This is a genomic window from Devosia sp. MC521 (assembly GCF_014127105.1).
In the GTDB taxonomy this organism is placed as follows: Bacteria; Pseudomonadota; Alphaproteobacteria; order Rhizobiales; family Devosiaceae; genus Devosia.
On the sequence record NZ_CP059902.1, the window covers coordinates 2,208,905 to 2,232,288 of the forward strand.

At 62.1% G+C, this 23,384-nt stretch carries 21 protein-coding genes and 1 pseudogene; 7 read left to right on the plus strand and 15 right to left on the minus strand.

Annotation, left to right across the window (positions count from 1 at the left end):
• The first annotated feature begins 1 nt into the window (after nt 1).
• On the plus strand, nt 2–778 hold the full coding sequence (locus tag H4N61_RS10575; RefSeq protein WP_182393944.1) for a hypothetical protein: 777 nt from the start codon (nt 2–4) through the stop codon (nt 776–778).
• On the opposite strand, the gene H4N61_RS10580 is transcribed toward H4N61_RS10575, so the two are convergent.
• The 11 genes from H4N61_RS10580 to H4N61_RS10630 all read right to left on the minus strand — a co-directional run bounded on the left by H4N61_RS10580 (nt 775) and on the right by H4N61_RS10630 (nt 13,123).
• Nucleotides 775–4,842, minus strand: a complete 4,068-nt coding sequence (locus tag H4N61_RS10580) for a hypothetical protein (protein WP_182393945.1) — start codon at nt 4,840–4,842, stop codon at nt 775–777. The genes H4N61_RS10575 and H4N61_RS10580 overlap by 4 nt on opposite strands.
• A gap of 624 nt (nt 4,843–5,466) precedes the next feature.
• The gene (locus H4N61_RS10585; RefSeq protein ID WP_182393946.1) at nt 5,467–6,819 is read right to left on the minus strand and encodes a restriction endonuclease; all 1,353 of its coding nucleotides are present in this window, start codon (nt 6,817–6,819) and stop codon (nt 5,467–5,469) included.
• 3 nt (nt 6,820–6,822) lie between these two features.
• Nucleotides 6,823–7,842, minus strand: a complete 1,020-nt coding sequence (locus tag H4N61_RS10590; RefSeq protein WP_182393947.1) for an AAA family ATPase — start codon at nt 7,840–7,842, stop codon at nt 6,823–6,825.
• Nucleotides 7,839–8,480 (minus strand): hypothetical protein, encoded by a 642-nt coding sequence (locus H4N61_RS10595; protein WP_182393948.1) that lies wholly within the window; start codon nt 8,478–8,480, stop codon nt 7,839–7,841. Before H4N61_RS10595 ends, H4N61_RS10590 begins: the two co-directional genes overlap by 4 nt.
• The gene (locus H4N61_RS10600; protein ID WP_182393949.1) at nt 8,464–9,591 is read right to left on the minus strand and encodes a site-specific DNA-methyltransferase; all 1,128 of its coding nucleotides are present in this window, start codon (nt 9,589–9,591) and stop codon (nt 8,464–8,466) included. Before H4N61_RS10600 ends, H4N61_RS10595 begins: the two co-directional genes overlap by 17 nt.
• A gap of 130 nt (nt 9,592–9,721) precedes the next feature.
• Nucleotides 9,722–10,486 (minus strand): metallophosphoesterase, encoded by a 765-nt coding sequence (locus H4N61_RS10605; protein ID WP_182393950.1) that lies wholly within the window; start codon nt 10,484–10,486, stop codon nt 9,722–9,724.
• Entirely contained in the window at nt 10,483–10,737 is a 255-nt protein-coding gene (locus H4N61_RS10610; protein WP_182393951.1) for a hypothetical protein, read from the minus strand. Before H4N61_RS10610 ends, H4N61_RS10605 begins: the two co-directional genes overlap by 4 nt.
• Nucleotides 10,730–11,101 carry a hypothetical protein gene (locus H4N61_RS10615; protein WP_182393952.1) on the minus strand — a complete coding sequence of 124 codons (372 nt, stop codon included), beginning with the start codon at nt 11,099–11,101 and terminating at the stop codon, nt 10,730–10,732. Before H4N61_RS10615 ends, H4N61_RS10610 begins: the two co-directional genes overlap by 8 nt.
• A gap of 1 nt (nt 11,102) precedes the next feature.
• The gene (locus tag H4N61_RS10620; RefSeq protein ID WP_182393953.1) at nt 11,103–11,342 is read right to left on the minus strand and encodes a hypothetical protein; all 240 of its coding nucleotides are present in this window, start codon (nt 11,340–11,342) and stop codon (nt 11,103–11,105) included.
• Entirely contained in the window at nt 11,332–11,649 is a 318-nt protein-coding gene (locus H4N61_RS10625; protein WP_182393954.1) for a hypothetical protein, read from the minus strand. Before H4N61_RS10625 ends, H4N61_RS10620 begins: the two co-directional genes overlap by 11 nt.
• A gap of 1 nt (nt 11,650) precedes the next feature.
• The gene (locus H4N61_RS10630) at nt 11,651–13,123 is read right to left on the minus strand and encodes an AAA family ATPase (protein ID WP_182393955.1); all 1,473 of its coding nucleotides are present in this window, start codon (nt 13,121–13,123) and stop codon (nt 11,651–11,653) included.
• Between the two features lie 290 nt (nt 13,124–13,413).
• Here H4N61_RS10630 and H4N61_RS10635 point away from each other — a divergent pair, with 290 nt between their 5' ends.
• Together H4N61_RS10635 and H4N61_RS10640 are read left to right on the plus strand one after the other, a co-directional pair.
• Nucleotides 13,414–13,719: a hypothetical protein gene (locus tag H4N61_RS10635; protein WP_182393956.1), complete on the plus strand. Its 306-nt coding sequence runs from the start codon at nt 13,414–13,416 to the stop codon at nt 13,717–13,719.
• Nucleotides 13,720–13,869: 150 nt separating this feature from the next.
• A complete protein-coding gene (locus H4N61_RS10640; RefSeq protein WP_182393957.1) occupies nt 13,870–14,310 on the plus strand; it encodes a hypothetical protein in 441 nt (146 codons plus the stop codon).
• Nucleotides 14,311–14,813: 503 nt separating this feature from the next.
• Here the strand turns inward: H4N61_RS10640 and H4N61_RS10650 are convergent.
• The gene (locus tag H4N61_RS10650; RefSeq protein ID WP_182393959.1) at nt 14,814–15,485 is read right to left on the minus strand and encodes a hypothetical protein; all 672 of its coding nucleotides are present in this window, start codon (nt 15,483–15,485) and stop codon (nt 14,814–14,816) included.
• A gap of 16 nt (nt 15,486–15,501) precedes the next feature.
• On the opposite strand from H4N61_RS10650, the gene H4N61_RS18500 reads away from it, so the two are divergent.
• Nucleotides 15,502–16,134 (plus strand): hypothetical protein, encoded by a 633-nt coding sequence (locus tag H4N61_RS18500; protein ID WP_182393960.1) that lies wholly within the window; start codon nt 15,502–15,504, stop codon nt 16,132–16,134.
• 51 nt (nt 16,135–16,185) lie between these two features.
• On the opposite strand, the gene H4N61_RS10660 is transcribed toward H4N61_RS18500, so the two are convergent.
• Nucleotides 16,186–16,350, minus strand: a complete 165-nt coding sequence (locus tag H4N61_RS10660; RefSeq protein ID WP_182393961.1) for a hypothetical protein — start codon at nt 16,348–16,350, stop codon at nt 16,186–16,188.
• Nucleotides 16,351–16,449: 99 nt separating this feature from the next.
• Here H4N61_RS10660 and H4N61_RS10665 point away from each other — a divergent pair.
• The 3 genes and pseudogenes from H4N61_RS10665 (at nt 16,450) to H4N61_RS10675 (ending at nt 19,604) form a co-directional block, all read left to right on the plus strand.
• A pseudogene (locus H4N61_RS10665) lies at nt 16,450–17,886 on the plus strand (IS1182 family transposase).
• Between the two features lie 216 nt (nt 17,887–18,102).
• Nucleotides 18,103–19,104, plus strand: coding sequence for a sensor histidine kinase (locus tag H4N61_RS10670; RefSeq protein ID WP_182393962.1), 1,002 nt, complete (start codon nt 18,103–18,105; stop codon nt 19,102–19,104).
• A 122-nt stretch (nt 19,105–19,226) separates the two neighbouring features.
• Nucleotides 19,227–19,604 carry a response regulator gene (locus tag H4N61_RS10675; RefSeq protein WP_182393963.1) on the plus strand — a complete coding sequence of 126 codons (378 nt, stop codon included), beginning with the start codon at nt 19,227–19,229 and terminating at the stop codon, nt 19,602–19,604.
• 446 nt (nt 19,605–20,050) lie between these two features.
• On the opposite strand, the gene H4N61_RS10680 is transcribed toward H4N61_RS10675, so the two are convergent.
• Together H4N61_RS10680 and H4N61_RS18505 are read right to left on the minus strand one after the other, a co-directional pair.
• Complete coding sequence (locus H4N61_RS10680) at nt 20,051–22,291, minus strand: glycosyltransferase family 4 protein (protein WP_182393964.1); 2,241 nt, start codon at nt 22,289–22,291, stop codon at nt 20,051–20,053.
• Nucleotides 22,288–23,382, minus strand: a complete 1,095-nt coding sequence (locus tag H4N61_RS18505; protein ID WP_349236457.1) for a zinc-binding alcohol dehydrogenase — start codon at nt 23,380–23,382, stop codon at nt 22,288–22,290. Before H4N61_RS18505 ends, H4N61_RS10680 begins: the two co-directional genes overlap by 4 nt.
• Between the last annotated feature and the right edge of the window lie 2 nt (nt 23,383–23,384).

The window sequence follows — 23,384 nt, forward strand, 5'->3', positions numbered from 1 at the left end:
CATGGACGCTCTCGACCTTCGGACGCCGGACAACACCGACGACTTCAACGCCGGCCACATCAATCTGAACTGGTCCGACATCCAGGAGCGGGTCAACTACCTTCTCACCCAGGAGGCCAATGGCGGCAACCGGCTCTCGGCCATCGCCGTGGACGACGACGGCCTGATGACGATGACGCTGTCCGACGGCACCATCCTCGGTCCAGTGCCCCTGCCGCGTGCTCCGCTCGGGCTCAAAGGCGACTGGGCTCCAGGCTTCCCGTACCGCATTGGCGACGTCGTCGCCCACGACGGCGGGAGCCTCGCATGCCGCTCGTCGCACGAATCGTCGGAGGACCTGCAGGACGACATGGACGCCGGCCGCTGGCAGGTGATCGCCGTGGGCGGTGGAAGCGGTTCCGGCGGGGGTGGCGGCGACGGCCTGGCGTATCGGCACATCTATCTCCCCGGGGAGGTCGTGACCTACACGCGCCAGCTCGGGACGATCCTGGTCGCCGAGGCCTGCCGCTTCGTCGCGTCCAAGCCGCTGAAGATGGAGATGCTCAGCTTCTCGTCCGGCAACGCCGTAACGATCGCCGTGCACCGATTCTTCGTCGACAACACGTACGAGGTTCTCGGCACACTGAGCTTCACGTCGTCGGAGCGCACCGGATCCCTCGAACTCGAGACCACTCTGGCGGTGGGCGAGAAGATCCGCTTCGTGCAGCTGCCGGTCGAAGGCACGCCGCCGTTCGGCGGGGACTATGCTGCGGCGTACGCGCTGAAGGCGGTCGTCTAGGCTGCCTTGCGGATCTTCACCTTCTGCATGTCCAGGTCCATCTCACGGGCCTCGGCCTCAGTGAAGGCGCCGTCGCGCACCCAAGGATCGGCAATCGCATCCATGGCGAGCCAGACGCCGAGCGGCAATGCCTTCGACGCCATTCCGCCGACTCCGGCGCGGTAGGTGCCCGGCGCCTTGACGGGTGCGCCGGCGTTGCGGCCGAAAGGATCGGTCCAGCTTTCCGTCGGGCGCCACTCGCCGCGCGACATGAGCAGCTCAACTAGCGATCTGAGTTTGCCGCTCTCGCCGCCGTAGGCGTCCATCTTCTCCAGCACCTCAAGGATCTCGTCCTGGGGGGCTTCCTCGGCGGCGATCGTCTGCGCCGCGCACTCCACAGGCTTGATCAGCCGACCGACCCATCCGATCGAACGCAACTGCGCTCCGAGGCGATGCCGCCAGCCCTGCTGATGCCCCGGGATGTAGAGCAGCTGCTCGGTGCCGTCGTCCAGCGCCGCGGTGACCTGATGATAGTGACCGACGATGAGGGGGTTGGACAAGAATTCGTCCTGAATCATGCGCTCGAACTGCTCGACTTCGCCCAAGTGCGGCGCAAACTTGGCAAGCACGGCGGCGTTGACGATACCGCTGGCGATGCGGACCGCATCCCAGAGCACGCCGCCCTGGGTCAGGTCCTTCAGGCCCACGATCTCGTCGGCCACGAGGTCCTCCGGCGGCGTCGAGCTGATGCCGAGCACCATGCCGGCGGTTTCGCGATAGACCGAGCGCAAGCGGCCGATGAACTGCATCTGCTCCATCTCGCGATACTGTCTCTGGATCCTGCGGGCGAGATCTCCCCGGTGCTGGTCGCGGTCCCAAGTCGCGCTGCCGCCGTCGCGGAGCGGATGGGAGAGCCGGACGGTGTTGTGCTCGATGTCCTCGCCGTCGGCGTCCATACCCGTGCCCAGCGGATCGATGGGGGCCTCAGGCTCCATCTGCCCGAAACCGAGCGCGGCGACGAGACCATCGATGGTGCGAACGGGAAGCTCCATGCGGGAGATGAACATTGCGGCCACGTGCTGGCGCGCGAAGTCGAGCCCGGCGGTTGCGCCATAGTGCAGGAAGTCGACATTCGCCGGCCGGGCCCAATCCTTCAAAATCGCGCGGCGGAGGCGCATCGTCGTCCCAATGAGGACGCGGCCATGGGCATGGGTACCAGCGAACATGCTGATAGAAGTCCGCAGTTCGTGAAGCAGCATCGCCGCTTCGATCTTGCGCTCGATCGGAGCGTCCTTGCCCGGGAACAGCGATTTGTTCGACAACCGCCTGTCGACGGAGAGGACGACGTGCTGGTTGAGGTTGACGGTCGTGCGGTGCACCACCACGTCTCGCCCCCCCATGGCGAGGCTGGTGATGACTTCGTCCGTAGAGGCGTCGAGCAGCAGCGTGGGGACATGCTTCCAATTGGGATCCGTCCGCCATGCCATCTGCAGCTCGGGGTCGAGGTCGGTGGTTGTGCCGTCCTCGGCAGTGGACGTGAGCTCGCCGAGGACGCGGATGCGGTGATCCGGCGCGACGACGACGGTACTGTCGAGGCGACGGTCGAGCAGCGTCTGCACCTGCTCCTCGAGGATGGACCAAAACCGATATTCTTCGCCGATCCTGGTGCCCTTCGGGGCGGCGCACAGGGCTCGGACTTCCTCTGCCGTGATATCCGGCGACAGGTCCGCCTGTGACGTCATGCCCGAGCCGCAAACACGGCGGGCGCTCTTGACCAGATAGATGCCGAGAACCTTCTTCCCGCCGCGATCTACGACCAGATCGGCAAAATGCCGGGCCAGATCGCCGCGCTGGCGCAGCACGGGCTTGGCGTGCCCCACAGCCTCCTCACGGTCCTGCAGCAGATCGGCCGGACGCAAGCCGAGGCCCCATTCTTTCTTGCCGAGGACGGGGTCGCGTCGGGCGGTGTCCAGCGTCGAGAGTGGCATGCTGGCTTCGTGGATGAGCAGATCGAACATCCGCTCGTCCATGATCACACCCGGTGGGTTCTGGAGTTCCTCTGGCAGCTTCAGTGTAAGGAAGTTCCTCACCATGAAGATCAGATGCTTGCCCTGGATCTCGGACTTCTGCCGGATCGCGGGACACTGGTGATAGAACTGGCAGAGCTGCTCCACGGGCTCACCCGTCGGCTTGCCGAAGGCATCCTTGAGCCTCGCCTTCGTCCGGCACATGGCGCTGGTTGGCACATTGGCCTTCTGCAGCAGCCGCATTTCCTCTGCACGCAGGCACCCCGCGGCGACCTTACCCTTGTAGACCATGAACTCAAGGCCGCTACCGACGGCAAACCGCTTGAGCTGCTCGAGATGGTCTTTGAGATCGCCCTCGGCTACGATGCCCAAAGCTGCCGCTGCGGCGATCAGATCGGCGTCGCTGGCGTCGCGGTCCAAGTGCAGCATCTTCGCTTTGGACCTCAAGTCCTCGACGTTGTTGTACGTCGGCACCAGCATGACGAGTGGCCCCATCCCCTCGGCGGCCCCTTCTTCGTCGTCGTGCTGCACGATGTTGGAGAAGATCTCGCCCATCATCTCGGCCAGACGCTTGATCGTCATCGACGACTTGCCGATGCCGGTAGCCCCGGAGAGGACGTGGACACGGTTCTGTCGCGCGATGACGTCACGGATGAAAGCATCGATTCCGGCAACGTTGCCCTCGGCAGCATCCTTCCCGACGAGGCCACGATCGGCCTGGATGGCACGCTGGGCAGAGAGCACCGGATCGGCCTTCGAGAACGACACGGCGATGTGGCTGCGCCGGCGCATCGGCAGGAAGGACAGCGGCGGCCCTTCGGTGCGGATCTCGGGCACGCGGCGTTCGATTGGCATGGTGACGTCGGCGACATCGACCTTGGGAGCGGCGTCCAACGACTTGCGGCGCCGGCGTGCCGGCGAGAGCCTGCCGGTCTCGACGGCGTGCAGCGCGCTGCGGACCTTCTCATGCGCCAGCTCCTGGGCCTTGCCAACGGACCATGCCCGGAGCGGGTGCTGGCGCTTGAGGAAGGCATCCACGACCATCGGCACGAGGACTGTCAGGGGTGCAGCCGGATTGTTCCGGGCGAATTCCCGGGCGGTCTTGTACATGAAGGCCTCGCGGCCATCGATAACGAGCCCGTCGCTCTCCTGCCACTCATTGCCGCCCCACGCCTTCACTTGTGGCACGCGGATTCCGTCCGAATCGACCATCGACAGGTCGACTTCTTCATATTGCGCGCGCGGCGGCACGTGCAGCGGCAGCAGCTCGGCGACGGCATTTAGGAACGAACGGATCTGAGCAGCAGTCACCAGCGTGATGCGCTCCTCGATCGCATGCATCTGCGGCAGACCGCCGTCGTGCTGGAAGAGATTCCCGGTTTCGTAGTGTACGCCGATCATTGTGACCATGCGCCCGTTGCCCAGGATCTCGACGAGCTCGCCATTGGGCTGGCCATCGTCGCCGGCGATGACGAACTTGCCGTACGCCGGCAAATCGGCGGCGTCCTCGACACGATAGAGCATCATGGCTTTGGGCTGGCGCCCGAAGCGGACCATCGTCTCCCCGAGGTGCTCGACGGCCAGCAGCTGCACGGCCATGGCCATCCTGGCATTCAGGATATCGATGTCGATGCCGAACGTGTTGCGCGACGGCTTGCCCAGCACGACGGCGATGTTGCAGTGGCGCGCTGCCGGATCCCGAGCCCAGTAGGCGACGGTGTCGCGAGACGCTCGCGCCTCGATGTACTTGCCCCACTGGAGCGTCGCGCCGTCGACCTTGCTGGGCATGCGCCTGCCGCCGAGGCGGGTCTGGGGGATGGGCATCCAGCCCCGGTCGTAGAGCTGGAGCGCGAAACTGTTGAAGAAGGGATGCTGATCCCGGAAATCCATTGGCTCCGACTTCGGCGCCGCGAGCTCGGCGGCCGTCAGTGGGACCTCATGATCGATCTGGATGATCGGGCGCCGGGAGGCGGCCCTCGCTACGGGATGCACGTCCGCTGCTTCGCGCTGACGCCCCGTCGATGCCGAGCGGAGCCCGGCTAGGAGATTCGTTTTCATCTACGCCACCAATGTAACCATCGTCTCGTCGAGGTTTTCCCCGATCGCCCCTGGATAGTGCGGTTAACAAAAGCGAATGTCCAACAAAAGATTCGAGAACCTTTCTCAAAGGTTTAGCTCTCCTCCAACCCCCCCGATTTCATTGACCTCCCGTACTCAGCATCGGATTTGCAGTCCGATGCTGACGGTCAATCCTTCGACTTTCGAACGTTCTCCATGAGTTCCTTACCTTGACGTAGTATTTGCAGGATGCGCCTTCTGGATTGGACATACGATCCTTGTCCCGAGCGCGAAATTGCACGACTATTCTACAAGCACCATCAATAAAAGGCATGACGTCGCGGCCCGAAAGGATGTGCTGCTCGAGTACATTTCCGAGCAGATCAAGCGCCACGGATTGATCACTCGCGACATCCGTCAAAGCTGCTCAGAGCAGCAGCCTGATGGACCCGGACGAGTGCCCAGAGGATTTTCGAAGTCCAGGACCTCGAGCCCTAGACCATGCCGCTAGGGGTCCATCGGCTGCCGTGAGCATGGATCGCTGCATGTTGCCCGCAACACGCCCGCAACACGCCACGACACGCAGAACCAGAACTCTGCGGAAAAGCTATCAATTTCAGAGCTCTACAGGAGCGCTCGAACCGCATCGGCGAGCTTGGTCTCTTCGTCCTGGATCGGGTGGGCCAAGAGATCGATTAGACCGTTGTAGACGGAGAATGTTCCGACATTGCCGATGTGCTGCACTGAAGGTTGGGTCGGCTGGCGCGCGGCATGGAGGAGCATCACCCGATTGCATCCGTAACGGGCGCCGTACGCGATCGCCTGCTCGGTGTCTTCGCGGTCGGGCAGCTTCCGCGCACCCTTGTACTTGGCGTCGATGACGAGGCGGGTGACGCCATCGACTTCGATGACGATGTCCGGCGTCATGTCGGGATTGGCCTTCCCGACCACGTGGAACGGCTCGAACAATTTCGTCGCGACACCGAGCGGTGGCCCTGGATTCCCGTCCTTGACCGCAATCCTCCCATCGACCTCAAGACGTTCGGCGAGAACGCGTTGCACGTAGGCCTCGAAGACCTTCGCCATATCGATCAGAATGGAGGGAAGGATCGTCGTCCCATTGCCGTCGCGAATGGACAGCCCAACATCATTGAGTATGAGCTGGGCGACCAGGAGTGCGTCCGCATAGTGCTCTTGATGGGCAGGCAGGTTGCTCAAATACCCTGCTATGGCGCCAGGGGCGATTTCGTGCGGCCGGGCCGACTGGACGTCCTGCAGCCTATCGATCGCGCGCTCCAAGCGGCCGATGCGGTGATGCATGGATTGATTGGCATCGCCGAGGTACCTGGCGAAAAGCTTCTCGAACGCAAAAAGCAGCATCCGATTTTGACCGAAATCCACCGTTCGCTGGAACGACGAGGACACGGCCGTGGGTTTCCCTGCCTTGGCAGTCCTCCACGCGCTTGCATAGGGATCGACGCGTCCTGATGGAGAACTGCCGATGCGCTCAACTCGGTTGTAGGCCTTCAGCAGACCGGCATCCCAGATCCTGTCAAAAGAATCGAGCAATTGGTCGCAGAGGAGCAGGAAGATGGATTCCGGCCGTTCGGTCGTCGTGGCGAAGTGACGAGTGTACTTTTGCAGGATCTGGGGGCTGTAGCCTGCCGCCATACCGACCAGGCGCTCGAGGTTCCGGATCGGGACTTTCGGGGTGACCTCGAGAGCAAAGCGGTCGTTCAGGGGGATGTAGCCTACCCAGCCGGTGCATTGGATCGCCGGGCGCCCGTTCTGGAATACGGGCCTGAAGAGCTTCTTCACGTCGTCGTACAAGTCGAGACTGCCGTCCGCCCTCAGGAAGCCGGAGGGCAGTTCGCGAATCTTGTTCTCCTCCCCGAGGAGTACCTCCCGCCCGACATGCCTTGCAGCTGCATAGCCACGGCCAGCAAGGGCATCGCCAACCGTCACCAGGTCTGCCATCCGCTAGCTCGCCTCAGGCGCCGCAGGTTGGGCGGGAGCCTCTGGCGGCGCTTCGGTGTTCTCGACCGCCGCGACAGCAGCGGGCGGCACGACCTTGAGCCAGAGCCGCGTGATGTCCGACATCATGTTCTTGTTCAGCCTGCAGGCCTTCTTGAAGAACGGCTGCAGTCGGAAATCCCAGGTGCGCTGCGCTTTGACTTCATCTGTGCATGAAAGCAGGTACGCATGGCCGAGACGGACCAGCTCGTTGTCGAGCGTCTGCACGGCCTCGAAGAACAGGACCACCCGGTCCACGAAGTCCGGGGCCGAACCCTTCTTCAGCAGCAGCTCGCGGAGAACGGCCGGATCCGGCAGCATGTCGATCTGGGCGAACCGGCGCTCAAGGGCCACGTCGAGCTCGTCCACGCCCTTGTCCCAAGGATTCATGGTGGCAATGACGATCAGGTTGTCCGGCACGACCAAAGTGCGGCCGGATGCGATCGAGAAGGATTGGTTTCGCTTGTCCGTCTCCAGGTACGTCAGGGCTTCGCCGAAGACCCGCGCGACGTCGCATCGGCTGATCTCGTCGATGAGGAGTACATGCTTGGTCGGATGCCGATTAATGGCCTCTTGGCAGATGAGGGCGAAGGTCTTCTTGGTGGGCTCGAACTTGCCTTCGGCGTTGGGCGCATAGCCTTCGATGAAATCTTCGTACTGGTAGCTGGCATGGAACTGCACCGTGCGGACGGCGCTGGAATCGCCGGCCAAGGTATACGCCAGCCGCTTGGCCATCACGCTCTTGCCCGTGCCCGGGGGACCGGAGAGGATCACGCCGGCGTAGCCCATATCGAGCGCAGCCTGCGCCTTCTCCAGCAGATCGTGCCCTGCCGGCAGTTCTTCCACAGGGGGCTCGGCCGATGCCGCCACGACCAACTCCAAGGCATCATCGGTGAGATCCAGGATGGACGTCTCCTCCTGGGGCACGATGCCCAGATCCTCGAGCTTGAGCGGACGCACCTTGTTGGCGGTGATCTTCTCGCTCATGGCTTGAGGCCCTCCAGCTGCACCAATTCCCTGACGTCGAAGCTTGACGAGTCGTCCACGAACAGCGTGTCGAAGATCGTCTTCTCCTCCGGAACGCTCTCGCGAAGACCGAACTCGTCTCGGAACAGTGTCACGACGCGAGGCATGACGGGGTGATCCAAGACGAAGCCAAAGTCCCGGTAGAGGAAGGCAGCCAACGATGCCGCCGGCGCCTTCGTGTTTTCGAGGAACAATTCGAGGGCAACTGCCGCATGGTTCTCACGAACGTCATAGGTGGCGTCGCGTCCGCTTCCCACAACTGCCACGACCTTGCCTATGGTGCCGTTGGCGCGGACAGAGCTGGGCGCATATGAGCCGGCCACGTTCCTGTTCATCTGCTGCAGCCCGTGGCCTTGGGTGAAGGGCCTAACGTACGGTGCCTCGTCGGGGGCATTGGCCGCTCGAAGATATCTGTCGTGGAACTCCACTATGTCCGACATGTGGACGGCCGTTGAACCAGGCCGCCGTTTCGCCCGCAGAATCGCGAGGTAACCGGCGAAGTGCTGGTGGATGAAACGATGTTCCAGGCGGGCGATCGCACCCCGAACGCTCTCGATCGTCAGAACATAGGTCTGCGCTGCTTCACTTGCGTCCACCACTCGATTTCACCCTCTTTGGTGTCTTCTCCGAACTATTTGCCAGATCTACACCAATAGAGCCACGGCCGGCAGCCTCTGCTGCCCGCAAAGTGGTTCCTGTCCCCATGAACGGATCTAGGACGATGCCGGGCCGGAATGGGCCATCGCACCCGCAGTCGGTCCAGCCATTGGACTTGCGCTTGGCGAACGTGAATTCACGGAAATACCCGCCAAGTGCTTGTTTTGCCTCGCCTGCGAGCTTCTTAACCGCAGCCGAGTTCCGGCCCGTGCCGGTCTGGACGCGCAGCGCCTTGCCCGCATCCGAGATGCCCGTGGCCTGGATGGCGGCGATGTGAGCGTCGGTGAGCCCATGCAATTTCGCCAGCTCGACCGCGCGCTTCGCCTGGGGTCGCGATTCGTCCAATTCTCCGGTGCGCTCGACGATGCGACGACGAGGCTTGCCGCAGCACGTGCAGACCTGCTCCGGGCATGCCAGCGTGATGATGCGGTCGACCAATTCAACTGGGTACGGCGCCAGGTGCGCGCTGGTGTCGCGCTTCAGCCCGATCTGCCAGACATCGCTGGGACCGGTCCCGTTCCCGTACTTCTCTGCATATCCGAACTGATCGTAGTAGTAGTCGCGGCGCTGCATCGTGAAATGGATGATGTACTCGTGCCGGCTCTTCAGGCGATCCTTCGCCGGATCCGGCATGCCCGCATCCTTTATCCAGATAATGCGATTGCGGACGGTCCAGCCATGTGCCGTGGCGGCCATTTCCAGCCGACCGGGCGTGTTGGCCAGCGAACCGTTGTGGTAGGTGTCGCCGATATTGACGAAAACGGAGCCCCACTTGGGGAGGAACGTCTTCCAGTTCTCCATGCAGTCGATGAGGCTGCCGACGAAGCCTTCAGCAGTGGCCTCCTGGCCGATCTGGCCTTCCACCCCATAGTCGCGCTTGAGCCAGTACGGAGGGGACGTGATCACCATATCGGCCTCGCCCGTCTTGAGCGGCACGTGACGCGCATCGCCATGCACCGACCGGCTGGTGGGCGCGAGCAATTGCCGTTCCTGACCCTCGGGCCCCTCCGAGGCCTCCGCGCTTGCGGCATCAGTATGGAAATGGTGGTTCATATTTGTTCTCGTTTTGATCACGTTTATTCGCCGGTGGGGCAGATGTCAAAATTGCCGGAAATGCTGGGCAGCAAGGCGCGATCTTCGGGAATTCTCGGACGTTTCGACCGATTCGCCGAGAGCGGCATAGTCACACCTCGATGGTTAAATCCTCGTTCCACCCTGTTTTCTCGCACCAGTCGTCGCGCACATACCCCCGCGGGTTCGAGACCACCCGCGTGGCACCGACGTGGTAGTCGCATGCGTGGTGCGTGTGCCCGTGCACCCATAAATCAGGCCCCCAGATCATCATCGTCTCCTCGAGATCCGACGCATACGCCGCCGCCTCAACGCCCCGTTCTTCGCCCGGTCGCAAGGACAGCGGGCTCGGAGCATGGTGCGTGACGACGACGCTTGGCCCCTCGTGCCGCCTCGATAGGACGCCCTCGATCGCTGCAAGGTGCATGTCGTGCGCGTCCGAGGTATGGACTGGCCACAGCGGTCCGTCGCCGGGCCGCGACACGGATTGATATTCGCGCATGTGCCGAGCAGCCCAAGCCTGCGATTGCCACTCTCGATCGCCGAGCTGCCAGTCTGTCCACAACGTGCCGCCGACGAAACGGACGTCGTCGATGACGATGCTCTGGCCCGATGACAGCACGTGAATGCCGCGGTCGAGCAGGTCCTCGTTGCCACGATCCCATGCGTCCATATCGCCGCCCATGACGTCGTGGTTTCCGGGCACGAAGATGATCGGCGTCGGAGCCCAGCGGGCGATCAGCAGCAGTGTCTGCTCCGTCTCGGCTGCCGATCCATCGACATCGCCGGCGATGATCATCACGTCGTGCGCGGGGATGCGGTCGGGCACCCAGTACGTGCTGTCCATGTGCAGGTCGGAGACGATCCAGAGCTTCATTCGTCATCCTCCTCCTGCGACCGGACCCACTTCCAGAGGCCCAAGTCCGCGACGTCGAGGTCGTCCTCATAGATGCTTGTGTCCTCCCAGCGCGCGTCCGCGGTGTACACGCGCGGGGCGTATTCGACGCCACCGTCCACGGCGAGCCGGCCGCAGGAACACCGGACGAAATCGTGATGGTGCGTGCTCACGATCTCGTCGTCGCAGTCGAGGCAATGTGCCGAATTTCGGACGAGCTTTCTCTCAGACATCGGCGATACTCCGTGCCCAGTAGACGAGCCTCTGCAGCCGCTCGTCGTCCATGCCGGCGACGATCCGTGCGAGCTCGCGTCGCAGCTGCCAGCGCCGATCGCGCACATCATCGAGCGGTAGCCGGACGCCGTTCAGCACGTCGCTGCAATGCGCGACCCCGATGTCGATCAGCTCGGACATCAAGAGCATGTGCATGTCGCGGCCGGGGACGGCCGCCATCAATGCGCGCATCGTCCCCGGCGTCGGGTCGAGGAGCAGGTCGGCCCACGCCAAGCGCTGGGCCTCGTCGCGTGAGTATGTCAGCGGGACGAGCGTTTGAAAGAAGGCGTCGCGCAAGTGGGTCAGTTCGTCATCGTTCAGCATGTCAGTACTCCAGCACATCTTCGGCAGCCGCCACGCCGACCTGCGCCAGCGCTTCCACTAGGCTCTGGAGCCACGGCTTCCCTTGCTCGGCTTCGAGCAGCGGCCGGATCGTCGCCGCGCACGGTCGGGCGAGCGCAGCGCGGGCGAGCTCCCTGGCTTCCGGATCGCGGTATTCGATCATGCCGGCCGCCATGCCCCAGGCGCTCACAGCAATTGCGCGTTCTCGTTCTTCAATAGACATTGCCGTCCTCCTGTTGTGTGGTGCCGAATGCCGGCGTTCCGAGCCGATAGAGCCGCGCCATCGTCATGATCCAGGCCCAGTTTTCGTCCATGGCAAAACACTCCGCCCCGAAATGCAGGCCGCCGTCGGGCACGGCCGGATGGCCGCTAATGATGCCGAAGACGACGGGAAGATCGTCCTCGTCGTCTTCGTCCTTCAGTAAGGCCCAGCCCTCGAGCAGGGGGGCTTCGGCCAGCTCCTCCGGCGTCGGCGGCTCATATTGATCGGCGCTGTTGACGAGGCGCTCGATGTCACGGAAATCGGTCATATCAGCACCTCCCCATCAGCTGGTCGCGACCGTCGATCAGCGTCGTGACGATCCGTGTGAGTTGCCGGATGCTGCCGCCTGGCCACGCGGCCCGCACCAAGTCCATCTCATCCTCGGCCAAGGGCGCGAACCAACGCTGATCGACGCCTCGTTCCCGCGCGATGCGATCTACGATCTGCTTCGTGAGCGTGCTCAAGTGCTGCCAGCCGGGCTCGGGCAGCGTCAGATCGCGGAACCGCTTGGCTTGATGGATCTCGAGCATCGGCAAGAGGGCATCCATGGCGCTGCCGTTGTGCTTGCCATCGTCGGCCTTCTCGACTTCATCCCAGATCACCGCCACCGACGCCATCTTCGACCGCTTGACGAGCTGCAAAGGCACGGACTCGCGGGCGGTGGACCACTGCGCGGACGTGCCGCCCAGGCTGCTGTCAGCCATCCCCGCCTTGCTGTAGAGCTCGGACGGCAGGCCCACCTGGTCGCAGATCGCTCGGGCAAGGCTGCTCTTGCCTGCGCCCGAGGGCCCGAGGAACATGGTCGGCTTGAAGCGGACCTCCTCGCGCGCGGCCAGGTCCGTCAGCACGACGTCGATCAGGTCGGCCGCGTGCGGCCATGCGGCAACTAGGGCACGACGATGGGCGGCGACATCGCCTCGTGCGACGATCGGCAGCGCCTCGCCGTCGAGGCCCTTCCACGACTTCTGTAGATCCTTCCGATGCCCGCTGGCGACATCTGGCAGCTTCGGCACGACGACGCGTTCGAGCGACGGTCGCCGCACGATCTCGGCACGGTCCTCGGGGACGAGGACTTCGAGCTCGGCGTCTGCCTGGGCGACGGCAGCCGTGGCCTTCTTCAGCTTCTCGATGTCGGCCTTGCCTGCGTCGGCGGCGGCAGCATCCCGCGCGGCTTCATACTTAACTAAGGCGGTGGCGTCGGACTTGATGATGCGGATGCCGAAGTCGCAGTACTTCGCCATGCTTGGACAGCTGCTGTAGATCATGCCGATGGCGGTCGCTGTGACGTGCAGCCGATCGAACTCGTCGTGCTCCCACCCGGCGCCGCGGCGTGAGCTCGTGACAAGCTCTGTCCGGGCATCGCTGTCGTGAGAGCATGCGAGATAGCAGAGCATGCGATCGGCATCGTCGTGATCGATCTTGCGAAGCACGTACTCGACGCACTTCATCGCGTCGATGCTGCCGGTATCGCGCAGGTTCTGGATGATAGGCCGCAGTAACAGGCCGTCATCGATGCGCGTCAGCACCTCCTGCCACTTAAGGATCTCGGTACCCAGCAGCCAGGAATCGCACCAGACCTGCATGTCACGCTTGATGTCGCCGCCGAAAAATGGGGCGCCGGCGAGGAGATGGTCGACGTCGGGAAGAAGCCCCTCACGGATGCGGGTATGCAGTGCTGCGCGGTCGGCATAGGCGATTGCAGCCCGCGGATCGGAGCCGCTTTCTTGTTCCTTCGATGTCATGATGGGATGTCTCTCGGGCACTGCCCGGTCCCGTAGACATACCGACACCGTCGGCGCTTCTCGGGCAGTGCCGGCGCTCCGCTCAAGCTGCGCTCATCGCGGCCGAGGCTCGTCGCCGTCACGACATACCGGCCTCTATAGCGGAGCGATCCGATCGTGTCCGGGGGAATATTCGATGGCAATTGCATCAATTTGTCGGGCTCGGGCGGCAGGCCAAATGTCCGCCGTAAAACCTTCACGAAACCATTTCAGGTATACATGGGAGGCCTTCATCGCAGGAGGCACCCCCAATGAAGACCATTATCGATCTCTACGACCCGGCTGTCATCGCAGCGTACGCCGAACGTCCGCACATCATCGAGCTGGCGCTCGCCGACCTGATCATCGAACGCATCGATCCGACCTGGCCCAATCTTGAGACCGAGCTCGAGAGCAGCGTCGAGCAGGCTGTCCTCGAAGCCTACGATCCATGGGACGAAGACGAGGAGATGCCGCTTCTGGTCAAGCTCTATGAGTCCGGCACGGTGGACGTTGATCGCGTCGTCGACCTCGCACTCGACATCATCTCCGAGAATAAGTCGGCCGCAAGCCACTGATCCGATTTCGCTTTTAGACATAGTGCAATCGGCAGTCTTCGGCTTATTGATGTACCCACATGGGTACGCTCTCTTTCAATCATCGGCAGCGCGCACAGCGGGGCCAACGACAACAAACCGGCCAGAGGGCCAGAAAAAGGGACGTTCAGAATGACCAAGACCATCACCGTGCTTGCCAAGGCCGACCTGCTCAACAAGAACGCCAAGGCAAGTAACGAGCTGACCGATGCCGTTTCCGAGGCCAACGGTCGCGCGTTCAAGTTCGTGTACAACGCGCAGGAAATCGTTGAGCTGGCACTCCGTGCCGAACGCCGTCTGGAGCGTTCGGGACTGCCGCAGGCCGATCGGGTCGGCTTCGAGGCGACGTTCAGCCATGAAGGCCCAGGAGCCAAGGCATACAAGTTCACTGCCACCGGTCGGAGCGTCACTCTCCGCCGCGCCACGAAGGGGTGGGTGCTGGTGAGCATCGACGAAATCAGCGTCTACCCGGCGCAGAGCGAACGTGTGTCGTACCGTGCCACGCCGAAGCAGATCGAAGAGATGCGGCGTCGCGCTGTGCTCGACCTGACCCCGATCTGTGCCGCGGCTTAGAGAATGACTGGCCCGGAGCTCAAGCAAATACGCCAACGCCTGGGGTTGTCCACGACAGCCCTGGGCCGGGCCTTCGGCTACGCGGGTGGAGACGTTTTTACCTCCGGAACGATCCGAAAATACGAATCCGGCCAGCGCCCGATCCCGCCCTGGCTAGGCCGGCTGGCGATCATGTTCGACCGACACGGCGTGCCCCCCGGATGGACGGCATCGCCCATCAAGACCGATGACAACACGAAACACGGAGATTTAATATGGTCTACATGCCCGCTCAGGACAAAAACGTCGAAGAGTGCAAAGCGGAGATCGAGCTCTTAACTCGGATCAACGATCGCCTCCTTGAAATCATCAAGGATTCCGCTACGCGGACCAGCCGCCGGGATGCTTGCTCCGATGAGCGAGAGCGGAATCAAGATTACATCAAGCGCCTTGAGAGCCGCTTTTGTGATCTTGAGACGCCGACACCCCGATGACTGGACCAGGAGCCCTTCGGGGCCCTTTCTTCATTCCGCTGCCTGACGTTCGTCCTCGTCGCCGTACCTTGCCGCCGCGATCACCGCTTTGATCTCGTCGATCGGCTCTAGTTTGGCAACAGCCGTTGCCAAATCGCCCTCGACCGCCGCGGCCCACTTCCGCATCACAGGCCACTTCCCATGACTGCCTTCGTGCAGGGCATAGTGCCTCCCCGTGACGTCGCTGCGGCTGCCTCCTTCGGCATGGTCGAGGATGAGCTTCGTCGTCGGCCTGGCGAAGCCAAGCACACGCTCTCCGTATGTGCCGAAGAAGGAACGCACACGGTGCGGGCTCGATGTCACGGCGGGCATGAAGCCCATGTTGTGCGTCAACGTCGAGGGGTGGATGTGGGTGACCGCCATGCGCCTCGCTCTGGGCCTCGTCTGGGGGAACAGATACTCGGGCTTTGACGCGCCAGGATCGGCATCGAGCCGCCGGTGGTAGTCCGCCTCCACGATGCCGCTTGCGGATCGGTCGCGCTGCGGGACCTTGATCGATCGACCAATCTCCACAGGGAATAGGAGGTTCTGAGGCAGCCACGATTCCATTTCGTAGAGATCGAGGCCTGTCTCGGCATACTTCTGCGCCCAGAACCACGCCAGCGCAGCGATGCTGTCGAGCCTTTCCTGGTTGATGCCCCTTAGGCTGTCGACGAAGCGCATTGCCTCCTCACGCTACATGAAGCTCCGACAGTTCCACCCTACGGCGATCGCCGCCGCTAAGGCATCGATCAGCCCGGCATCGGCTTGCCGCATCGAGAAGGATCCCAGATTGCCATCCGGCAAGCAGGTCCAACGTGAACGGCGACGGCCTGACCCGTTGGCGAGCATCTTCGATGACGAAGTCATTCCGCTGCTGCAGGCTTCACCGGGCATTCGTGCCGTCGCCATTTTTGAGGAGATGATCCGCCGGCATCCCGAACGGGATGGCAGAATCCGCCGAACGCTGGAGCGCCGTATTCGCTCATGGCGGGCGCTCCACGGCCTGGATCAGGAGGTAATTTTCCGGCAAGTCCACCAGCCTGGCCAACTTGGGCAGGCTGCCACGGATATCCGCGACATCCTCGGCGCCATCGGTCTGCAGTCATGGCCGCTAGTATCCGGCGGCAAACGCGTGCACGTCGTGGTGCCGCTGGTACCCGAGGCGAACTGGGACGACGTGAAATCTTTCTGTCACAACTTCGCCGAGCTCCTGGCGAAAACCGAGCCGCACAGGTTCATCGCCAACATGAGCAGGGCAAAGCGTAAGGGCCGCATGTTCCTCCACTACCTCCGGAACGGGCAGGGTTCTACTGCTATCTGCCCATGGTAGACCCGTGCCCGGGCGGGCGGCACCGTGGCGGTGCCGGTAACCTGGGAAGACCTAGACGGCCTCGATCGAGCGAACCGTTTCGACATCTTCGCGGCGGCTGAGCGAGCTCAGGGAGCGGATGCCTGGGAGGGATATTTCGGCGTAGAGCAGGTTTTGACGCAGCAAATGCAGGAAGTGATCCGCAGCCAGTGATGAGCAACGATTCTGGGGTGCCACCCTGCCCCACTTTCCTCATTTGGAAAGTCTGAAACGGGGTCGAGGCTGTGTGAAAACCCCTGAACATGGTATGGTTGGGCAATGCTTCGGAGGTGCCATATGGGACGTTTCGTTGAAGCTGCAGACCGTGATCAGGCGAGCTTTTTGCCGGCTCGTCTCCAAGACTATGTTGACCCCGACAACCCAGTCCGCGTGATCGACGCGTTCGTAGATGAGCTTGATCTTGCCCAGCTCGGCTTCGGGCGTGTCCAGCCCGCATCGACCGGCAGACCCGGTTACGCCCCGGGCACGATGCTCAAGCTCTACGTGTATGGTTATCTGCACCAGCTGACCTCAAACCGGAAGCTGGAGCGCGAGGCTGGCCGCAACATCGAACTGATGTGGCTGGTCGGCAAGCTGGTGCCCGACTTCAAGACCATCGCCGACCGCCATGACAATACCAGCGCGATCCAGATCGCGTGTCAGCGCTTTGTCGCTGTCTGTCGAGCTCTTGGCCTGGTCGGCGGCGGCATGGTTGCCATCGACGGCTCGCGCCTGCGCGCGGTGAACACCCACGAGAAGAACTACACCAAGGGTAAGTTGGCGAGCCGGAAAGCCCATGTCGAAGAGAGCATTGCGCGTTATCTGGCCGAGCTCGAAGAAGCCGACAGTGCCGTGACCGGCCCGGCGACCTCGCGGATCGATCATCTGACCGAGCGATTGGCGGCGCTTCGTGGGCGCCTTGGGGAACTTGAGGCGATAGGCCGGCAGCTGCAAGCGGCTCCCGATGAATAGATCTCGCTGACCGATCCAGATGCGCGCGCCATGGCGACTGGGAGCGACGATCGCGGTGTGGTCGGCTACAACGTCTAGGCTGCGGTCGACACAAAGCATCATATCGTGGTCGCCAATAAAGTGACGAACCGAGGCCATGATCGGTCGCACCTGCTGGAGATGGCCAAGGCCGCCCAAGCCGAGATTGGTGGCTCAGGAATGATCGCCCTGGCCGATCGTGGATATTATGAGGGCGAACAGATCCGCTCATGTGCCGAGGCCGGCATCATCCCGATGGTGCCCAAGCCCAACACGTCACCGGCCGAGGCTCGTGGCTTTTGGGGCAAGGCCATGTTCGTCCATGAGCCCGAGACCGATACCTATCGGTGGCCCGCCGGCGAGCAGCTTCAAAAGCGCTTTGCCCGGGTGGAGGGCCGCAAGCTCATCGGTGTCTACTTCAATCAGAAGGCTTGCGGTGCCTGTGCATCACGTCATCTATGCACCGCCGGCAAGGAGAAGCGCATCCGACGATGGGAGCACGAGGCAGTGCTCGACCAAATGGAGCGCCGCTTTGACACGATACCCGAGGCGATGGCGATCCGCCGTTGTACGGTCGAACACGTCTTTGGCACGATAAAAGGGTGGATGGGCGCCACCCACTTCCGAACGCGCGGCCTCAAGAATGTGACCACCGAAGCCAGCCTGACCATCCTGGCCTATAACATCAAGCGCGCCATCGCCGTCGCTGGCGTTACCTCGACCCTCAAGGTGATAAAAGGGTGAACCGAGCCGAGGCACGCTGCCCTCAAGCTACCCCTGAATGCTCAGCTCAGCGAGTTCTCACACAGCCTCAGGTGGATAGCGGACAGTTTGCTTCTGGATCAGCCTGTCGCAAAAGCAGACTTTCGAGGGACCAGCCATTCAAGCCTTCGCTCTGGGCGCAACGATTGCTATCAATAACAGGCTCGATCGGTCCAAACCAACACTCAGGACAGCGCCATGCCCTTTAGCGATGAGAACCACCCTCTCTGGGAAGTGAAGAATTTGAAGCGCGCCCTGCATGCCGCTGGTGTCGCGCTCTGGTCATGGACCGTCGAGACAGACTCCTTCGCCATGGACGAAAAGGCGTTTGAACTTTGGGGGCTGCCGCCGACCGGCACGGTCACCTTCGAAGATCTCTCTTCGCGCATCCACCCATCCGACCGTGACCGAGTGCGTGCGGCATTCAATGCGACGCGTGCTGTCATCGGTGCCTACGAAATCGACTTCCGCATCCTCATCGGTGAGAAAATCTGTTGGATATCAGCGCGGGGTCTCGGCAATGACGAGGGCTTGTATGCCGGCCAGATGTCGGGAGTGTTCCTGGACGTGACCGGCCGCAAACAGGCAGAGGAAGGCCATGAGCTACTGGCCGGCGAGATGAGCCACCGGGTGAAGAACCTACTGGCGATCGCTTCCGGCTTGACCAATTTGACATCGCGTTCGACGAATAGTGTCGAGGCAATGGCCAAGGAGCTGACCCAGAGGCTGACAGCCCTCGGACGTGCCCACGATCTGGTGCGCCCGCTGCCTGGCCACCACGGCAGTGCCGCTCTGCTCGGCGATCTCATTTCGGTGCTGCTGACGCCCTACGACGATGACGGAGCATTCAGCGGTCGCATTCGAGTGGCGGTCCCACGGATGGGGATCGGCGAACAATCGGCGACCATCTTGGCGCTTGTCGTCCACGAGCTGGCGACCAATTCCTTGAAGTACGGTGCCCTTTCGGTTTCGTCAGGACTGCTTGACATCTCGGGGACTGGCACCGACGACCAGGTCTGCATCGCCTGGACGGAACGCGGCGGTCCTTCGGTCGCCCCGCCTAGTGGAGAAGCCGGCTATGGCAGTAAGCTACTGAACCGTAGCGTAACTGGCCAGCTCGGCGGCACGATAAACTTCGACTGGTCCGGCGAGGGCGTCGTCATCACCTTAACGCTCGACCCAAAGAAACTTGCGACGTGAGAGTTATTGAAGGATTATGGACACTACTTTAATCAATATCTGGATCGCCTTGGGGTTGGCCGCGTTAGCAAATCGTCAGCTCTGCGCCGCTGGCATGTGCACCCTCGCACCGGGACAATACGATGGCTGCCAAACCAATTGCTGTGCTTGTCGTTGAAGATGAGCCCTTAGTTCGAATGGACATAGTTTCCGACCTCGAGGACCATGGGCTGTACGTGTTGGAAGCGGCCAACGCCCGAGAGGCCATTGCAATTCTCGAAGCGCAACCAGTCGTCGACGTTTTATTTACCGATGTCGACATGCCTGGTGGGCTCGACGGTCTGGAACTGGCAAAAATTGTCAAGCAGCGCTTTCCCGGGATTCAAGTGATCGTCACTTCAGGTCACCGAGAGTTTAGTGAGGCTGACCTTCCGGAAAATTGTAATTTCTTCCCAAAGCCTTACGCGTCCCCGAAGATAGTCCGGGCCATCCTAAATTTAGCCGCCAATGACCCAGCGTAGATCAAGGTAGCCCCATGCTCAAATAGCCAAAGTGAAGTTTCAGTGGGCGTACGTCGCATGTGGGTCGGATACCGGCTTACGCTAACCGGTTACTCTGCGCCCCATTCCAGACATTAATACGTATTCGTGCCGCCAAAAGCAGAAAAGCGCTTCGTCCCCCATGCCGAGTGCCCTATTGTTATTTCGCGTGTAGCCGTCATCCGGCTTGGCACGGCGGCTTCGCGCCATCACTGCACACATGGAAGCCTCGCTCCCGGCATCCCACATCCGGTCGTTCAGCTTAGAAGTCGCTCGTCGCGCTATGTTTTAGCGGAGCGTTCGGTTCGCATAGGATTCGAGAGCGATGACAGATTAGGGGCAGGTCGTAGCAAGGTCCGATGCGGCTATGGTGAATAAGCCTGCTATGACGACCGACGAGGCCTGTCCAGCCATGACTACGATCACATTCAGGAGCCGTGGCGGGATTGGTATTTTTGTTGTTGCTGCAACAGCTCTTCCGCCAAGGGCTGATAGATCACGCGGCCATTGCTAGCTCTCTCGTGCTCGAGCAAGCCGTTCTGGCATGGGCGTTCGTCGTCCCAGCCTAGATGGTTGAGGATGGGATAGAGGCAGAGGCCTTCTACCGGCACGCCTTTGGTTCGGGCTTGGTCGACTTCGCCCGCGACATAGGCGAGCCAGGATGGGCGGGCGTCGAACTCGATGCCGGTCTCGGCGATGACCAGTGGCCTGCCGTAGCGACCGTGGATTTCCATCAAAAGGCGATGGAGGGGACGATAGAGTGAATGCTTCCTGTTGAGCGTCGCACCGCCGTGGATCCACTGATTGTTCGAATAGTAATTCACTCCAACGATATCGAGGAGCCGCGGTTCACCGCCAAGTTGCGGCCAGGTCATGCCGGCCAACATATCCCAGCCCTGGTATTGCGCCTGACGGTGCCCTTCGGCGGCCCAGAAATCCTCTGGGCGCTCAGGCGCCGTCACCACATTGATCGCCGGGTCGGCGTGGACGAAGCGGGCACGAGGATCGACATCGAGAATGGCGCGCATAGCTGCGATGGAAGCCCGCGCCAATTGCACTTTGAGCTCAAAGCCACGGCCGCGGCCGAACGGGTTGAGATAGCTCGCATCTCCACCACCCCAAGCAGTGAAGGAGATTTCGTTGATGGGGCAATAGAAGGGTATCTGGTCACTGTGCTCGCGCACCAGGCGCGCTGCGGCACCTGCGAACTTGGCGAAACGGTCAACAAAATTCGGTTGCCAGATGTCGAGATCATCGGGCCAGCCATAGTGCATGAGGTCCCAGATCACCTGGGTTCCGATGTGCTGGGCGGCCTGAAGCATGGGCGTGATGCTGGACCAATCGTAGTGGCCGGGCGTTGTCTCAATGGTGTGCCAGCGAAAGCCGTCCCGGACGGTGCGTATGCCGAGACTACCTAGCTGCCTGTAGTCGGCATCGGCGTGCCGGTCATGCTCGCTTGAGGCAATTATATCGAGGCGTTTCCCATTCCTCAGCCGGTGGGTGGAGCACTCGAACCCGGCCTGAAAGTAGGACTGGAAGAGTTTCGCCGGGGACGCAGGCTGGCGTTCTGCAACAACTTCATCGATGAGGCGCTGCCATTGTGGCACCACGACTTCGGCGCTGTAGGTTGCGAATACCTTGGCGCGGAGGGCGCTTCCGAGAGCCTGCCGTTTATCAGGCGCATCGAGAAGAGTGAGCATGGCCTTGGCGACTTCATCCGGCTGCCGGTACCGAACAAAGAGGCCTGAAATCCCGGACTCAATCTGTTGGCGTGCCCCATTGTCGGGCGTGGCGATGACCGGGAGGCCCGCGGCACCGGCCTCGGCGATCACATGCGGCATACCCTCACCTTCTGAAAGCCAGACGAAGATATTGAGTGCTTGGAGCAAATCCGGCACATCGGTGCGATCACCGAGAAAGCGCAGCGCCGTTCCTAGCCCGGCTTGTTGCGCGAGATCGCGCAGGTGGTCGGCATATTCGGGCATGAAGGCATCTGGCCCGCCGATGACGAGGAAAACAGCATCTGGGCGCTGCCGATGCGTGATTGCCGCGGCCTCGATGAAATCTTCGACACGCTTCTTGGCGTCGAGGCGGCCCACCCAACCGATGACCGGCGTGGCAGAAGTCAGACCAAGAGCCGCTCGCGTTGCATGGCGGCGGTCCTGGTGGAACTCGCCAAGGTCTACCATTGAGGGGATTTCGAGGGCGTGAAGGCCGCGGTCGCCCATCTTGGAGGCTGCTGCGTCTCGAATGGAGCGGCAGACGCCGACATAGCGGTTCGTCAGATGCTTGGGCCCGGCAAGTGCCTCGGACACCAGACCTCCGTGTTCGATCAGCGGCGGGCGCAGGTGTGCGCGTTCGAGTGCGGGATAGATATCGGCGACATTCTGACATGAGATAACGAGGTCATATGTTGCCACTTTGCGAGATAGATAGGCGATGGTGTCCTCAAAACTCAGGCTGTAGGGCACTGTATCGACGTCGACGCCGAGCGCGCGCAATTGCGCGTGGGTCTGCTCCGGCATTCCCGGCTTATGGAAGCAGGCAACCGCATCGATGCGGTAGCGCTCCGGGTCGAGATGGCGCGCGAGAAGACGCACTTCGGTCTCTTCGCCACCGACCACGAGCCATGCAAAAACGAACAGGATGCGCGTCGGTTCGGACTTCAATCTGCCACCTTGAAGATGATCTGCAGGAATTCGGGGCGCGTTTCGACCAGTTCAGCGAGAAATGCAGGCGCGTCGTCAAAGGGGACAATGTGCGTGATCATCTCACGCTTGACGGTCTCACCGACTGCTTCTAGCAAACTCACCGTTTCCAGCGCCAGGCGGCGCCGGTCCCACTGGTGGGCAAGGCCGCGTGGCACGCGGTTGATCTGCGCGCACTTTATGGCGAGGCCATTATGGTGAAACTCCTCGCCAAGTCGCAGGCCCTCGGCGCCGCCCTGATAGAAAGCGAGATCGATGACGGTGCCTTGGGGTCTCAAGGCACGAAGGGCCGTATGGAGGCTTTGGGCATGTGCGCGGGTCTGGAAGACAAAATCGGCGCCACGATCGGAGCCGCTGTGCCAGTGGGTCTTGGCGTGGTTCCAAGCTGCGTCCTCATCCATGGACGCAATTCCCATGGCCTCGAGCCTACGGCGACGATACGGCGAAGGGTCAGCCACTATCAGTTCTGCCGCGCCCGCTTGCTGGGCGAAGAGAGCAGTCATCAGCCCGACCGGACCGGCGCCGATGACGATGACCGACCGGCCTGCAACCCCCTGCCCTAGCTGGCTCACTTGCTGGCCAAAGATTTCCGCATCGGCGTGGAGGATGCCATTGGCGGCGATCGGGCCCATCTGCCCGACAAGCACGCCTAGGATAGGGTCGAAGGTGTCAGGCAGCTGGATCAGAACATCCCGTGACGGGTCAGCGGTATGGCCGCTCTTGTGGCCATAGGTTGACGCGACGATGTTACCGTCGCGGAAGGCAGGGCTTTGGCTGTCTATTACCCTTGCGACCTCCATATAGCCGAGGAATGGCACCGGGTAATCGAGGCCCGATTCACCCGCAAGGAACACTCCCCGCTCGGCATCCCAGCGCGAGTGGAAATAGGGATTGGTGCGCTTCATGAAGGTGAGCTCCGTGCCGGCAGAAAACCCGGAATAGAGCGTTTGTAGCCGGACCTGACCCGGCCCGGGTGGGCCTTCGTCATAGGCAAATTGATAGGCCTGGCCAGGCCCTTCTATCCCAAGCGAGCGAATGAGGCGGGTGCTCATGC